This window comes from Pseudomonas sp. Soil_N_39 (assembly GCF_057655955.1).
Window position 1 is genome coordinate 96,363 of the sequence record NZ_JBDGLI010000002.1, and the last position, 14,670, is coordinate 111,032.

Consider the following 14,670-nt stretch of genomic DNA (forward strand, 5'->3'; position numbering starts at 1 on the left):
TCTGCAATGCCGCCATCGCGAGCAAGCTCGCTCCCACAGGGGCGGGTGTTATCGCCAGTGGGGCGTGTTCCTACATCTGCGTCGCCATCCCCTCCACATTCATGGCCGCCTGGCGCAACGCTTCCGAGCGGGTAGGGTGCGGGTGGCAGGTCAGGGCGATGTCCTCGGCCGAGGCGCTGAACTCCATGGCCACGCAGTACTCACCGATCATCTCACTGACGCTGGGGCCCACCAGGTGCACGCCAAGGATTTCATCGGTGCGTTCATCGGCCAGGACCTTGGCGAACCCTTCGGTCTCGTGGTTGATCTTGGCCCGGCTGTTGGCCGTGAACGGAAACTTGCCGACCTTGTAGGCGCGGCCTTCGGCCTTGAGTTGTTCCTCGGTCTTGCCGACGCTGGCCAGTTCCGGACGGGTGTAGATGACGCTGGGGATCAGTGCATAGTTGACCTCGGCGGCCTTGCCGGCAATCTGTTCGATGCAGGCCATGGCTTCGTCTTCGGCCTTGTGGGCCAGCATCGGTCCGGACGTCACGTCGCCGATCACCCAGACGCCGGGGGCTTCAGTGCGGTGACGCTGGTTGGCGAGCATGCCGCGTTTATCGGTGCTCAACCCGACGTTTTCCAGCCCCAGCCCTTGCGTGTAGGGCCGACGGCCGATGGCGACCAGCACGTAATCAACATCCAGGGTCTGTGCCTCTCCGCCCGCCGCCGGTTCGATCTGCAATTGCACGCCGCTGGCCGAGGTCGTGGCGCCGGTGACCTTCGAACTCAACTTGAATTGAATGCCTTGTTTAGCCAAGGCCCTTTGCAAGGTCTTGCCGGCCTCGCCGTCCACGCCCGGGCAGATGCGATCGAGGTATTCCACCACCGTCACCTGGGCGCCCAAGCGCCGCCAGACCGAACCCAGTTCCAAGCCGATCACGCCTGCGCCGATCACCACCAGATGCCGAGGCACTTCACCCAAGGCCAAGGCACCGGTGGAGTCGAGGATGCGCTGGTTATCGATGGTCACGCCTGGCAGCGGCATGGGTTCCGAGCCGGTGGCGATGACGATGTCCTTGGCGTTCAGTTCGGTCTTGCTGCCATCGTCCGCGGTGACGGTTACTTTGCCTGGCCCGTCGATGTGGCCCCAGCCTTTGATCCAGTCGACCTTGTTCTTGCGAAACAGAAACTCGATGCCCTTGGTCAGGCCCGTCACGCTTTCGTCTTTCTGCTTCATCATTTGCGCAAGATTGAGGGTGGGACTGACTTCAATGCCCAGGTTGGCGAACTCCGCTCCCGTGGCTGCTTCGTACAGTTCCGAGGCGTGCAGCAATGCCTTGGAAGGCATGCAACCGACGTTCAGGCAGGTGCCGCCCAGGGTGGCCCGGCCCTCGACACAGGCGGCCTTCAACCCTAACTGACCGGCCCTAATCGCCGCGTTATACCCGCCGGGCCCGCCGCCCAGAATGACCACGTCGTAGTTGCTCATCGCTATTCTCCCGCTTGGCCTGAGAAAAAATTATGAACGTAATATGAGCGTTTCCACGGATCTCGGTCAAGGCTTAAGTCAAGAGGTCGGTGTGGGGCCTTGTCATGAAGAATTCAAAACGGAAATTTCACAGCAATCGTTATAAGGTAACGGCATATAACAGAGCGTCGGTGGCGTCTGTCCACGGGCCCTGATTCTGATCGCCACGAAAGCTGGGGTGGTATGCAAGTCGATCTAGATATCGAGGGGACACAAGTGGCCGAATGGCCGCGTTTCCAGCGAGCGTCGTTTCAAGGGCGCCGCTTGAAGCGGATCGCCTACGCCTTGGGAAGCGTGGCGGGCTTGGGCTTGGTCCTGGCATTTTTTATTGGGGTGTTTTCGCCGCAATCGCTGTGGCCGGCCTTGCTTGTCAGCCAAGGTGCGGGACTGTTGGTGCTGGTGGCGGGCTTGCAATCGGCCTGGTGGGTGGCGCAATGGCGCAGCAAGGCGTTGTTGCCGGCTGTGGATAACCTGCCGACGGAAAACGAGCCTGTTGATAACCCGGGTTGGTATGAGCGGCTGCTGGATAGCATCGGTGCCCGTTCAGTCGGTCTGCTCAAGCAAATCGGTGCGCCTGCGTTGTGGCTGGCCGGTTGGGCCGTGCTGGTATTACTCAGCCTGGAGCAAGCCTGGAACTTGCAGTTGCCGGCTGCCGCCCTTGGCGTCTCGGCCGGTGTAGGGGCGGTGCTGTCGTTATTGTTGGCGTTCGGGTTATTGGTGTTCGAGCGGCAATTGGCCCAGCAGTCCCCGGTGGAATGGCCGGAAGCGCCAGCGCTGGGGCAACTGACGCGAGTGGCGATCATCGTGTTGGTGCTCGGCGCCCTGTGCTTGCTGTTCGCCGCAGAAACGTCCATCTGGCCGGTGCGCCTGGCGGTGCTGATGGGGCTATTGCCAGGGCTGGTGGCGGCGGAGTTGTTGTTGCGCGCGGTGCTGTCGTTGTTCATCCCGCGCCGGGACGCCCTGGAGCCGACGCCGCTGGGCCGCAGTGTCATCGCCGATCTGCTGCGCTGGCCGCCGCAACCTTGGCTGGCCTTGCAACATGAACTGCACAACCGTTTCGGCATCGATCTGCGCCAGATCTGGGCCTTCAGCTACATGCGCCGGGCTTTTTTGCCGGTGTTGGCGTTGGTGGCGCTGGTGGGCTGGTTGTTGACAGGCGTGCACGAAGTGCCGCTGCAGGGGCGGGGCATCTATGAGCGCTTTGGTAAACCGGTAGAGGTATTCGGGCCCGGCCTGCACGTCGCCTTACCTTGGCCGTGGGGCAGGGTGCTCAACGTCGAGAATGGCGTGGTGCATGAACTGGCGACCAGCGTTGCGGATAGTCGAGCGGTTGTCGAGGCTGAACCGGCGGAGGGGCCGGCACCGGCCATTGCCAATCGGTTGTGGGACGCCAGTCACGTGAACGACAAGTCCCAAGTCATTGCCAGTCGTCGTGCTAACCAACAGAGCTTCCAGATCGTCAACATGGACGTGCGTTTTGTCTATCGCATCGGCCTGACGGATGCCGCGGCGTTGGCGGCGACTTACAACAGCGCCGATGTGCCGACGCTGATCCGCAGCACCGCCAGCCGCATCCTGGTGCATGAGTTTGCTTCGCGTACGTTGGATGGTTTGTTGGGCGTCGACCGTGTGAGCCTGGCCGACGAAATCGGTCGCGCCGTACAGGCGGATTTGCAGACCCTCGATAGCGGTGTGGAAATCCTGGCGACGGTGGTGGAGGCGATTCATCCGCCGGCCGGTGCGGCCAATGCCTACCACGGCGTACAGGCGGCACAGATCGGCGCCCAGGCATTGATCGCCCGGGAGCGTGGCGCGGCGGCGGAACAGACCAACCAGGCGCAATTGCAAGCCAGCATCGCCCATGATCAAGCCAGTGCCACTGCGCGGGAAATCAACGCGACCGCCCAGGCTGCCGATTTGCGTTTCAACGCCGACCGCAAAGCCTACGCCACGGCGGGGCACGCTTTTGTGCTGGAACATTACTTGAGCCAACTGAGCCAGGGTCTCGGCAATGCCCAGTTGCTGATTCTCGATCATCGCCTGGGCGGTAGCAGCAACGCACCGACCATCGACTTGCGTACCTTCACGCTGCCGGCCGACCCCGCGTCGCCGCGTAACCCCGTCCCGCCAGGAGCTGCCCATTGAGCCAGTCCTCTTCACACGGTCACCACGACCCCGCCGGTCACGATCACGGCCATGCCGGTCATCACCACGGCCATCATCACCACCATCACGGCGACCCGCAGCAGGCCGGGCCATTTCCTTGGCGGCGGATGGGCTGGGCGGTGCTGCTGGTGGCATTTGCCGTTGCGGCCGCGAGCTTGGTGCAAGTACGGTCGGGGGAGGCCACGGTCATTACCCGTTTCGGCAATCCGGCCCGGGTGCTGCTGCAACCTGGCCTGGGATGGCGCTGGCCGGCGCCGTTCGAGGCGGCGATCCCGGTGGACCTGCGATTGCGCACCACGTCCAGCGGCCTGCAGGATGTCGGGACCCGCGATGGACTGCGGATCATTGTCCAGGCCTACGTGGCCTGGCAGGTGCAGGGTGACCCGGACAACGTGCAGCGTTTCATGCGTGCGGTGCAGAACCAGCCGGACGAAGCCGCACGGCAGATCCGCACGTTTGTCGGCTCGGCGCTGGAAACCACAGCCGCCAGTTTTGACCTGGCGAACCTGGTCAACACCGATGCCAGCCAAGTGCGCATCGCCGATTTCGAAGCGCAGTTGCGTCAGCAAATCGATCAGCAGTTGCTCACCACTTACGGCGTGCGGGTGTTGCAAGTCGGTATCGAGCGCTTGACCTTGCCCTCGGTAACGCTGACCGCAACGGTGGACCGCATGCGGGCCGAGCGCGAGACCATCGCCACTGAGCGCACCGCCATCGGCAAACGCGAAGCGGCGCAGATTCGCTCCGCCGCGGAACGTGATGCGCGCGTCGTGCAGGCTGATGCCACCGTGAAGGCCGCTGATATCGAGGCGCAGTCCCGGGTAGAAGCCGCCGAGATTTATGGCCGGGCGTACGCCGGCTCTCCCCAGCTTTACAACCTGCTCCGTTCGCTGGACACCTTGGGCACCATCGTCAGCCCGAGTACAAAGTTGATTTTGCGCACCGACGCCGCGCCGTTCCGTGTCCTGGTAGACGGGCCTGTTTCCGTGGAAGGCAAAGGTGGAACACAACCATGAGTTTGGTTCCACGTGGAACAAACGAGTTATCCAGTCCGTGGATTCAGGCCGGTCGCTTGGCGTTTCTGGCGCTTTACGCCGTCACGGTGTTGGCGGCGTTGGCCTGGGTCTTTTCCAACGTGCGGCAGATTGACCCGCAGAATCGTGCAGTGGTGCTGCATTTTGGCGCCTTGGATCGAATCCAGAATGCCGGCCTCTTGTTGGCCTGGCCGCGTCCTGTGGAACAAGTGGTCCTGCTGCCAGCAGCGGATCGGGTGCTTGAGCGGCGGGTGGAGAATCTGCAGCGCTCGGACGCGGCCTTGCAGGCTGATCGTGTGGCCAGTTTCGCCACGCCGGTCAGCGATGCATTAGCCGGTTCTGGTTATTTATTGACCGGTGATGCCGGCGTGGTGCAACTGGATGTGCGGGTGTTCTACAAGGTCACCGACCCTTACGCTTTCGTCTTGCAAGGCGAACATGTCCTGCCGGCGCTGGACCGACTGGCGACCCGCAGTGCCGTGGCCCTGACTGCGGCCCGGGACCTGGACACCATTCTGGTGGCTCGGCCCGAACTGATGGGCAGTGACAACCAGGCTGCCGAGCGCCGCGAACGCTTGCGGGGCGATCTGGTGCAGGGACTTAACCGACGCCTGGCTGATCTGGCGGCGACAGGGCAGGGGCTGGGCATCGAAGTGGTGCGGGTCGACGTGCAATCGAGTCTGCCCGGGCCGGCGGTGAGTGCGTTCAACGCGGTGCTGACCGCCAGCCAGCAGGCCGACAAAGCCGTGGCCAACGCCCGGACTGAAGCGGAAAAACTCACCCAGGTCGCACGCCAAGACGCCGACCGTGCCGTGCAAGTCGCCCATGCCCAGGCCAGCGAACGGCTCGCCAAGGCGTCGGCCGACACGGCCACGGTGCTCGGGCTGGCGAAGACTCAAGGCAGCGATCCGCAAATGCTGCTGCGCCTGTATCGCGAACGCATGCCTGCGATCCTTCGCCAGGCCGGTTCAGTGACCACGGTCGACCCGAAAGACGATTCTCGTCTGATCATCCAGGGAGCCGGCCAATGACCGCTCAAACACCTGCTGTACCGATGTTGTCCTCGGCTGAGCAACGCATCGCCGCTCGGCAATTGACCTTGGCGATGCTCGCTCTCGGCTTGCTCGCGCTGGGTCTGGCCTGGCGCGGCTGGTCGCCGGAGCAGAATGGTGTCAGCCAGTTGCTGTTGGGTTTCGCCTCGCTGCTGGTGGCGGTGCCGGTGATGCGTTCGGCCTGGTACAGCTTGCGCTATCCAAGCCTGCACGGGATCACCGACCAACTGATCGCCCTGGCGATGCTCGGCGCCTGGGCCACTGGCGATCTGCTGACGGCGGCGTTGCTGCCGATCATCATGATCTTCGGCCATGTGCTGGAAGAGCGCAGTGTCATCGGTTCCCAGGAGGCGATCCATGCCCTTGGCCAACTGACCCGCAGCCAAGGTCGCAAGGTACAGGCCGACGGCTCGATCATCGATGTCGACAACGCGACGCTCCAGGCCGGTGATGTGGTGGAGGTGCGCGCCGGTGACCGGGTGCCGGCCGATGGTCGGGTGCTGTCCGGCCAGGCCAGCCTCGACACCGCGCCCATCACCGGTGAGTCGGTGCCGCTGGAGGCGGTGGTCGGCACGGAAGTCTTTGGTGGCGCGATCAACCTCGATGGCCTGCTGCGGCTGGAAGTGACCCGCACCGGTGCAGAATCCACCCTGGGCAAAGTCATCGCCTTGATGCAAAACGCCGAACGCTCCAAACCACCCATCACCCGCTTGCTGGAACGCTACGCCGGTAGTTACCTGGTATTGGTGTTGTTGCTGGCGGCAGTGACCTGGTTCGTGACCAACGATGCCCAGGCGATGCTGGCGGTTCTAGTGGCCGCGTGTCCTTGCGCGTTGGTGCTATCGGCACCGGCCACTGCCATTGCCGGGATCGCCGTGGCGGCGCGCCACGGGATCCTGATTCGCAGCTCGGCCTTTCTGGAAGAACTGGCGGACTTGACCTCATTGGTGGTCGACAAGACCGGCACCTTGACCTATGGCGTGCTGCGCCTGCAATCCATCGACCATGCCCGGGATGCTCACGCATCGTTGTTGCTGCCGTTGGCCGCCAGCCTCGGTTCGGCCAGCAGCCATCCGGTCAGTCGTGCGTTGGCGGGGTTGGTGGAACAGGACAGCTGCCTGGCGCTGACGGACATTCGCGAGCGCCAAGGGTTGGGTGTGGTCGCAATGACGGCCCAGGGCGAAGCGGCGCTCGGTCGGCCGGAATTGTTTGCACAGCTGGGCATTCAAACCTCAGCGGTTCCTGAGCACGACGGCCCGATTGCCGGCTTGGCCCTGGACGGGCAGTTCCTCGCCTGGCTGCTGTTGGCCGACAGCGTCAAGCCGGAGGCACAGGTGGCCATGGCCGAGCTGCGGGAGTTGGGCTTGGGCCGTCAGTTGTTGTTGACCGGCGACCGCCAGAGCGTGGCCACGAACCTGGCCCGGGATGTCGGCATCGGCGATGTGCAAGCCCAGGCTTTGCCGGAAGACAAACTCAAGCGGGTCATGGCTGAAATCGACCATGGGTTTCGTCCCATGGTGGTGGGCGATGGCATCAACGACTCCCTGGCGCTCAAGGCCGGGGTGGTGGGCGTCGCCATGGGCGCGGGCGGTGCGGACATCGCCCTGGCCTCGGCAGATATTGTGCTGATTGGCAGCGACCTGCGGCGCCTCGGCACCTGCGTGCGACTGAGTCGCCAGTGTCGGCGCACGTTGCAGGTCAATGTGATCATTGGCTTGGGCTGGACGCTGGCCATCGTTGCCTTTGCCGCCTTCGGCTGGCTGGGCGCGGCGGGGGCAATGATCGCTGCGCTGCTGCACAATCTCAGTACCCTGCTAGTGTTAGGTAATGCCGGGCGCTTGCTGCGGTTCCAGGAGCCACTGCTCAAGATCCAAGCGAAGGGCACCGTTGGGTAGGGTCAGCGAACTGTGCGCTGTACTTGCAGTCTGCTATTGGAGAGGGCGTGCCACCGCAGAAGTTACCCGCCACAGGGAGTGATTTGGGACAGCGATAGAAAAAGGCTATAAATTCGATAGCCTGCTATTTTTCTAGCATGGTCTACCCTCATTTCAGACGTCTGAACAAGGGGGATTTTCCATGCTCGCGCAACTTCCACCGGCCTTACAGAATCTGCATCTACCGCTTCGGTTGCGGCTCTGGGATGGCCATGAATTTTCACTGGGGGACGACCCCAGCGTCACGATTGTGGTCAAGGACCCGCAAATGGTCGCGCAATTCACCCACCCCAGCCTGGACGCATTGGGGGCGGCGTTTGTCGAAGGCAAGCTGGAACTCGAAGGTTCGATCCACGAAGTCATTCGGGTCTGCGATGAATTGAGCCAGGCGTTGGTGGAGGACGATCCCGACAACCAGCCGGTGCGCTCGGTCCACGACAAGGAAACCGACGCCAAGGCGATCTCCTACCACTACGATCTCTCCAACGCGTTTTATCAGCTATGGCTCGACAGCGACATGGCCTATTCCTGTGCCTATTTCGAGACGGGCAGCGAAACCCTCGAACAGGCCCAGCAAGCCAAATTCCGCCATTTGTGCCGCAAGCTGCGACTGCAACCGGGTGACTATCTGCTGGATGTCGGGTGCGGCTGGGGCGGCCTGGCGCGTTATGCCGCACGGGAGTTCGGTGCCAAGGTCTTCGGCATCACCCTGAGCAAGGCGCAACTGACGCTGGCTCGGGAGCGGGTCAAGGCCGAAGGCCTGGAGGATCAGGTCGAGTTGAAACTGCTGGATTACCGTGACCTGCCCCAGGACGGCCGCTTCGACAAGGTGGTCAGCGTGGGTATGTTCGAGCATGTCGGCCACGCCAACCTGAAGCAGTACTGCAAGACGCTGTTCGGCGCCGTGCGCGAGGGTGGGCTGGTGATGAACCATGGCATCACCGCCAAGCACACCGACGGGCGTCCGGTCGGTCGTGGCGCGGGCGAATTCATTGAGAAGTACGTATTTCCCAACGGCGAGCTGCCGCACCTGTCGATGATTTCCGCCCACATCAGCGAAGCGGGACTGGAGATCGTCGATGTGGAAAGCTTGCGCATGCACTACGCACGTACGCTCGATCACTGGAGTGAGCGCCTGGAGGACAACCTCGAGGCGGCGTCGAAGGAAGTGCCGGAGCAGGCATTGCGGATCTGGCGTCTGTACCTGGCCGGCTGCGCCTACGCGTTCGCCAAGGGCTGGATCAACTTGCATCAGATCCTGGCGGTGAAGGCTCATGCCGACGGTAGCCATGAGTTGCCGTGGACCCGCGACGACATCTACACGCCTTAGAGAATCGGCGAAATAAGCCGGGCGATCCGCATGCCGACCTTCTGTAGGCGGTGGGTCTCCCGGCTTTCCTGTTTGTCGATTTCCTGGGCCTGGGCGAAATCAGCTTCGAGCATCTGCTCGACTTCGGTGGCGAACGGGATATCGACGGTGAGCAGCATGACCTCGAAGTTCAATCGGAACGAGCGGTTGTCCAGATTCGCACTGCCAATGGCGCTGATTTCCCGGTCGATCAAGACCACTTTCTGATGCAGGAAGCCCGGCCCATAACGGAACATCCGCACACCGGCTCGTACCGCTTCAAACGCATACAGGCTGGAAGCTGCGTAGACGATCTTGTGGTCGGGCCGCGAGGGCAGGAGGATGCGCACATCCACGCCCCGCAGTACAGCCAGGCGCAAGGCTGCAAACACTGCTTCGTCGGGGATGAAGTAAGGCGTGGTGATCCAGACGCGTTCGCTGGCGGCGTGAATGGCCTCGACGAAAAACAGTGAGCAGGTTTCATAGGCATCGGCCGGGCCGCTGGCCAGCAACTGGCACAGCACGCCGTCGTCCGGGTAGCTGTCCGGCAGGATCAGCGGGGGCAGGGAGCGGGCCGCCCAGAACCAGTCTTCGGCGAACGACTCTTGCATACTCGCCACTACCGGCCCGCTCACTTGCACATGGGTGTCGCGCCACGGTGCCAAGGGTGGTTTGTCGCCCATGTATTCGTCACCCACGTTGTGCCCGCCGACAAACCCTTGCACACCGTCCACCACCACGATCTTGCGATGGTTGCGAAAGTTGACCTGGAACCGATTGAGCCAGCCGCTGCGGGTGGCGAACGCTTTGACGTGGACACCCCCGTCGCGCAAGGCTTGCACGTAGCGGTGGGGCAGGGAATGGCTGCCAATGCGGTCATAAAGCAAATACACCGCCACGCCTTCGGCGGCTTTCTTCAAGAGCAGTGTGTGCAGGCGTTGACCGAGGCGGTCGTCGTGAATAATGAAAAACTGAATCAGCACAGCTTCTCGTGCCTGTTCGATGGCCTGGAAAATCGCCTCGAACGTGGCGTGGCCGTTGACCAGCAAACGCACCTGGTTATTCGCCAGGCACGGTGTGCGCCCCAGTTTCGGCATGGCCCGCAACGAGGCGTAGGCTTGGGAGGCGCGAGCGGTCAGGGCTTCTTCGACCCACGGGCGCCAGTTCAGCTCGGAGATCGCCTTGCGCATTTCTTCGTTGGCTTGCCGACGCGCCTTGATGTAGCCATCGAACGTGCTGCGGCCGAACACCAGATAAGGAATCAACGTCAGGTAGGGAATGAAGGTCAGCGACAGGGCCCAGGCAATCGAGCCTTGGGCTGTGCGCACCGTCAGTACGGCGTGGACGGCGGCGATGGAACCCAGGGTATGGATCAGCGCGATCAGGTAACCGAAAACATGCGGGCCGAAATAATCCATGGGGCAGCCTTGCTCCTGAAGTTTCAATGCTTAACAGACCATGTTCCAGGGCGAATGTCGCTAATTAATTCACTGGTTTGAGCCCTGAACCGAAGCCCGTGGGCGGCGTCTAACGGCCACTTGTCCTCTGGAGTTCGTGTAATGAATGTTCGTCTGCTGGGTGTGGCCTTGGCGATGGGTTTGTCGGTTCCGATGGCGGCTCAGGCGCAGATGCTCCAGCCGGGTTTGTGGGAATTGACCACCAGCAACATGAAGGTCGATAACCAGAACCTGCCGGACCTGCAACTGATCCTCGGCCAGTTGCAAACCCAGATGACCCCGGAGCAACGGGCGATGCTGGAAAAGCAGGGGATTACCATGGGCGGTAAAGGTATTCGCGTATGCCTGACCCCGGCGCAGGTGCAAACCAATGACATCCCGCTGCAAGACCCGCAATCGGGTTGCAAGCAGCAGATCACCGAGCGCACTGGCAATCAATGGAAGTTTCGTTTCAGTTGCCCAAAGGCCCAGGGTACTGGGGTCGCGACGTTCCAAAGCGATCGTGAATTCACCACCAAGGTCAACGGCACGTTTAACGCCACCGGCATCCAGCAGAACGGCAGCCTCGACACGCGCGCGGTATGGCTGGGGCAGGATTGCGGCACGGTCAAGCCGAGGGCTTGAATCGGGTATGAGGTAATCCCTTGGTGAACTTGTGGGAGCAAAGCTTGCTAGCGATGCAGACAACTCGGTGAATCGCCAAGCGCATCACCGCTCATCGCGGGCAAGCCTTGCTCCCACAGTGCTCGATCAAGGCCGGCTCAGTGCCTCATACAACGTATTGAGGTTGTATTCGAACAGGCCGGTGAATGTGCTGGCCGGTCCGCTGGCAGCGAGTGCATCGGAGTACAACGTGCCGCCGATGTGCGCGCCGCTCTCGTCGGCGATCTGCTTGAGCAGGCGTGCATCCTTGATGTTTTCCATGAACACCGCTTTGACTTTCGCCTGACGGATCTGGGTAATCAGCGCCGCGACTTCCGCCGCCGACGGTTCACGTTCGGTGGATAAACCCTGGGGCGCCATGAACTCGATGCCATAGGCTTGGCCCAGGTAACCGAATGCATCGTGGGAGGTCACGATCTTGCGATTACCGGCAGGCAATGTACCGAGCTTGGTCTTGGCTTCGGCGAGCAGGGCGTAGATCTTCTTCAAGTACGCTTGGCTGTTGCGTTCGTAATCAGCTTTGTTGGCCGGGTCGGCCGCCTCCAGTGCCTTGGCGATGTTGCTGACGTACAGCTCGGCGTTCGCCAGGTTGTGCCATGCGTGCGGGTCGGGAATGGTCTCGCCATCCTCATCCAGTGACCGTGGGATGACGCCGCGGCTGGCGCTGATCACCGGGGCGCTGGTTTCGGTGCTGGTCACCAGGCGATCCAGCCATGGCTCGAAGCCCAAGCCATTCTTGATGATCAGTTTTGCCCTGAGCAACGCCTTGGCGTCGTCTGGCGTTGGTTCGTAGGTGTGCGCATCGGCGTCCGGCCCGACCATGTTGGTGATTTGAATATGCTCACCGCCGACCTGGCGAGTCATGTCGGCGAGGATGCTGAAGCTGGTCACGACCTGGAGTTTTTCGGCGGCGGACACGGACATGGACAGCATCAGACTGAGTAGCACGAGCAGAACGCGCATCGGGAGACACCTCATTGGGATGTGAGCAAAGGCGGGCGGCGCAGCAAACCGTGCACCGGACCGAATACCACCGACAACAGATACAACACGCCTGCCACCAGAACGATGGACGGCCCGCTGGGCAGTGAGTAATAGAAAGACAGCAGCAGGCCAAGCCAAACCGAGAGGCAACCGAGCAGCCCGGCGATCAGCATCAGTAGCGGCAGGCGACGGCTCCAGAATCGCGACGCGGCGGCTGGCAGCATCATCAGGCCGACCACCATCAGCGCGCCGATGGCCTGGAAGCCGATCACCAGGTTCAGCACCACCAGGGTCAAGAACACGCCATGGGCCAACGGACCGAGGCGACTGACGGTTTGCAGGAACAATGGGTCCAGGGTGTCGAGCAGCAGCGGTCGATAAATCAACGCCATCGCCACCAGGCTGGCGCCGGAAACCCACAGCATGCCTGTAAGTGTCGGACCGTCTACCGCCAAGGCCGAACCAAACAGCAGGTGTAGTAAGTCCAGGCGTTTGCCGGCCATGCCGAGGATCAGCACGCCGGCCGCCAGGGAAATGGGATAAATCGCCGCGAGGCTGGCGTCCTCCCGTAGGCCAGTGCGCCGGGTAATCCAGGCGGCGAGCCCGGCCATGCTCAGGCCCGCGCCCAGGCCGCCCAGAGTCAAGGCCGGCAGGCTCAGCCCGGCGAACCAGAACCCGAGGGCGGCGCCGGGCAGAATACCGTGAGCCACGGCGTCACCAATCAAGCTCATGCGCCGAAGAATCAGGAATACGCCCAACGGCGCCGTGCTGCACGCCAACACCAGACCACCTAGCAAAGCCCGGCGCATGAAGACAAACTCTTGGAACGGTTGCCAGAGATGAGTGGCCGCAAGCATCAGGCCACCCACGTATGGGGTTGTTGGGCAATCAAGTCGACACTGCGGCCCAGCACGCAGCCGGTGTTTTTTATGAGCAGCGTATGGGGGACATGTTGGCGGACCGCTGCCAGATCATGACACACCACCACGAGGGTCCTGCCTGCGGCGTGCCAGCGATGAATGTGCTTCCACAGCAGTGCTTGGCCTTGTTCGTCGAGGGCGGCGTGGGGTTCGTCGAGCAACAGCAAGGGCGCTTCGGCCAAGCCCAAGCGCGCGAGCAGGGCACGTTGCAACTCGCCTCCCGACAGCGCCATCAGTGGACGATGCTCAAGGCCGTTCAGTGCCCAGTCCTCCAGTACGGTTTGCAGCAACTGTCTACGCATGGCTGGTGTGTGGCGATTGCCCCAAGAGCCGGCCGCCACCAGGTCTTGCAAGCTGATGGGGAATTGCCGATCCAAATGTTGCTGCTGGGGCAGGAATGAAATCCCGCCACGCCGTGGAACATTCAACGCGACTTTTCCGGCTAGCGGCTTTTGTAGCCCCGCGAGCACTTTCAACAGGCTGCTTTTGCCCGAGCCGTTGGCACCGATGATGGCGGTGAGGCTGCCTGCCGGTCGCTCCATGGCGAGGGGCGGTGTAAGGGGTTGTCCGGGCGCACCCCAGCGCAGTGCTTGGCAGTTGATCATGATGGCTCCCGGGTCCAGCGGCTTTGCGCCACGGCGTCATGGGCATGAAGGCTTTCGGCGTGCACGACGCGGACATCCAGGGCGGTGATCGCCGATGAGCGGGTCAGGGCCGTGCTCAATCGCCGCGCGGCGTCTTCGCAGAACATCAGGTTTTGGCCGTTGGCCAGGGCGAATGCTTGTTCATCGGCGCGTTTGACGGCGGTCTGTACGGCGGTACCGAGAGCTGCTTCGGCCTCGTTGATGAAGGACTGCAGGGGCAATTCCTCGACATCGGCGTTAAGGCGCAAAGTCAGGGTCGCGGTACTGCGCTGGCTATGAGGAGTGGCGACAATGCCGTTCGATGAACCCAACCAGGCGAGAATTTCGGCGTGCTCAAGTTTCTTGTTGGCAAAGTCGTCGACGAATTGCTGTTGGATCAACTGTCGGGCAAGGGCTGCCGAACAAGGGCAAGTCGAAGAATAGGGGATCTGAATTTTCAGTTCCACGTGGAACATTTTGTTTTTCAGGTGAGCTTCGATGCTCACCGGATAACTTTTCCAGCCCGACAGCGGGCTGACTAGCGCCGGACGTTTGAGCAGCAGATCGGTATGCACGCTGAGCGAAGCCGCCTGGGACAAGCCTTCATGGCTATCGAGAAATTGCTCGAGGATTCGGCGCAATAGCGCTGGCGACAGTGGTGTCTCTTCAAGTAGCCCCAGCGCCAGGTATAAGCGCGACATATGAATGCCCCGCGCCTCGCCGTCATCGAGACTGACACCGGCATCGGCCGTTGCTCTGAGACGCTGGCCGTCAATCAACACTGGCGTTGCGATGCCACACATGCCTACCCAATCAAGGGGCAGGGTTTGACGTGAAACCTGCGCAGCCACGTCGGGCAGCGTTAACGCATTCATGGTCAAGGCCCATCGAAGGTTCAAAACTAGATGTTATAGTATAACGGTAAATTTTAAGAAACCTTTTCCATGAAAGGAGTTTCATCTCCCCAACAACCGCCACG

Annotated in this window: 12 protein-coding genes; 6 read left to right on the forward strand and 6 right to left on the reverse strand. The window is 62.0% G+C overall.

The window, feature by feature from the left end:
* Nucleotides 1–70 precede the first annotated feature (70 nt).
* Nucleotides 71–1,471, reverse strand: a complete 1,401-nt coding sequence (lpdA, locus tag AC3A5O_RS02800) for a dihydrolipoyl dehydrogenase (protein ID WP_305491381.1) — start codon at nt 1,469–1,471, stop codon at nt 71–73.
* Nucleotides 1,472–1,693: 222 nt separating this feature from the next.
* Here lpdA and AC3A5O_RS02805 point away from each other — a divergent pair, with 222 nt between their 5' ends.
* The 5 genes from AC3A5O_RS02805 to cfaB all read left to right on the forward strand — a co-directional run bounded on the left by AC3A5O_RS02805 (nt 1,694) and on the right by cfaB (nt 9,026).
* A complete protein-coding gene (locus tag AC3A5O_RS02805) occupies nt 1,694–3,655 on the forward strand; it encodes an SPFH domain-containing protein (protein ID WP_487752825.1) in 1,962 nt (653 codons plus the stop codon).
* The gene (gene hflC, locus AC3A5O_RS02810) at nt 3,652–4,692 is read left to right on the forward strand and encodes a protease modulator HflC (protein WP_487752826.1); all 1,041 of its coding nucleotides are present in this window, start codon (nt 3,652–3,654) and stop codon (nt 4,690–4,692) included. Before AC3A5O_RS02805 ends, hflC begins: the two co-directional genes overlap by 4 nt.
* Nucleotides 4,689–5,741, forward strand: a complete 1,053-nt coding sequence (gene hflK, locus AC3A5O_RS02815) for a protease modulator HflK (protein ID WP_305491378.1) — start codon at nt 4,689–4,691, stop codon at nt 5,739–5,741. Before hflC ends, hflK begins: the two co-directional genes overlap by 4 nt.
* Nucleotides 5,738–7,657, forward strand: coding sequence for a heavy metal translocating P-type ATPase (locus AC3A5O_RS02820; RefSeq protein ID WP_487752827.1), 1,920 nt, complete (start codon nt 5,738–5,740; stop codon nt 7,655–7,657). The genes hflK and AC3A5O_RS02820 overlap by 4 nt, the downstream gene beginning before the upstream one ends.
* Nucleotides 7,658–7,838: 181 nt before the next feature.
* Nucleotides 7,839–9,026, forward strand: coding sequence for a C17 cyclopropane fatty acid synthase CfaB (gene cfaB / locus AC3A5O_RS02825; RefSeq protein WP_487752828.1), 1,188 nt, complete (start codon nt 7,839–7,841; stop codon nt 9,024–9,026).
* Here the strand turns inward: cfaB and cls are convergent.
* Nucleotides 9,023–10,462, reverse strand: coding sequence for a cardiolipin synthase (cls, locus tag AC3A5O_RS02830; RefSeq protein ID WP_305468924.1), 1,440 nt, complete (start codon nt 10,460–10,462; stop codon nt 9,023–9,025). The genes cfaB and cls overlap by 4 nt on opposite strands.
* A 141-nt stretch (nt 10,463–10,603) precedes the next feature.
* On the opposite strand from cls, the gene AC3A5O_RS02835 reads away from it, so the two are divergent.
* Complete coding sequence (locus tag AC3A5O_RS02835; RefSeq protein WP_063323704.1) at nt 10,604–11,125, forward strand: DUF3617 domain-containing protein; 522 nt, start codon at nt 10,604–10,606, stop codon at nt 11,123–11,125.
* A 126-nt stretch (nt 11,126–11,251) separates the two neighbouring features.
* On the opposite strand, the gene AC3A5O_RS02840 is transcribed toward AC3A5O_RS02835, so the two are convergent.
* The 4 genes from AC3A5O_RS02840 to folE2 are packed head-to-tail and all read right to left on the reverse strand — an operon-like array spanning nt 11,252 to nt 14,566.
* Nucleotides 11,252–12,127, reverse strand: coding sequence for a metal ABC transporter substrate-binding protein (locus AC3A5O_RS02840; RefSeq protein ID WP_305468920.1), 876 nt, complete (start codon nt 12,125–12,127; stop codon nt 11,252–11,254).
* Between the two features lie 11 nt (nt 12,128–12,138).
* On the reverse strand, nt 12,139–13,005 hold the full coding sequence (locus tag AC3A5O_RS02845; protein ID WP_122567649.1) for a metal ABC transporter permease: 867 nt from the start codon (nt 13,003–13,005) through the stop codon (nt 12,139–12,141).
* Nucleotides 13,005–13,673, reverse strand: coding sequence for a metal ABC transporter ATP-binding protein (locus AC3A5O_RS02850; RefSeq protein WP_122567648.1), 669 nt, complete (start codon nt 13,671–13,673; stop codon nt 13,005–13,007). The genes AC3A5O_RS02845 and AC3A5O_RS02850 overlap by 1 nt, the downstream gene beginning before the upstream one ends.
* The gene (folE2, locus tag AC3A5O_RS02855) at nt 13,670–14,566 is read right to left on the reverse strand and encodes a GTP cyclohydrolase FolE2 (protein WP_305468916.1); all 897 of its coding nucleotides are present in this window, start codon (nt 14,564–14,566) and stop codon (nt 13,670–13,672) included. Before folE2 ends, AC3A5O_RS02850 begins: the two co-directional genes overlap by 4 nt.
* Nucleotides 14,567–14,670 lie beyond the last annotated feature (104 nt).

Coding starts and splice junctions, on each gene's coding strand:
- lpdA (WP_305491381.1), bottom strand. CDS start 1,471: ATGAGCAACTACGACGTGGTCATTCTGGGCGGCGGGCCCGGCGGGTAT.
- AC3A5O_RS02805 (WP_487752825.1), top strand. CDS start 1,694: ATGCAAGTCGATCTAGATATCGAGGGGACACAAGTGGCCGAATGGCCG.
- hflK (WP_305491378.1), top strand. CDS start 4,689: ATGAGTTTGGTTCCACGTGGAACAAACGAGTTATCCAGTCCGTGGATT.
- AC3A5O_RS02820 (WP_487752827.1), top strand. CDS start 5,738: ATGACCGCTCAAACACCTGCTGTACCGATGTTGTCCTCGGCTGAGCAA.
- cfaB (WP_487752828.1), top strand. CDS start 7,839: ATGCTCGCGCAACTTCCACCGGCCTTACAGAATCTGCATCTACCGCTT.
- cls (WP_305468924.1), bottom strand. CDS start 10,462: ATGGATTATTTCGGCCCGCATGTTTTCGGTTACCTGATCGCGCTGATC.
- AC3A5O_RS02835 (WP_063323704.1), top strand. CDS start 10,604: ATGAATGTTCGTCTGCTGGGTGTGGCCTTGGCGATGGGTTTGTCGGTT.
- AC3A5O_RS02840 (WP_305468920.1), bottom strand. CDS start 12,127: ATGCGCGTTCTGCTCGTGCTACTCAGTCTGATGCTGTCCATGTCCGTG.
- AC3A5O_RS02845 (WP_122567649.1), bottom strand. CDS start 13,005: ATGCTTGCGGCCACTCATCTCTGGCAACCGTTCCAAGAGTTTGTCTTC.
- AC3A5O_RS02850 (WP_122567648.1), bottom strand. CDS start 13,673: ATGATCAACTGCCAAGCACTGCGCTGGGGTGCGCCCGGACAACCCCTT.
- folE2 (WP_305468916.1), bottom strand. CDS start 14,566: ATGAATGCGTTAACGCTGCCCGACGTGGCTGCGCAGGTTTCACGTCAA.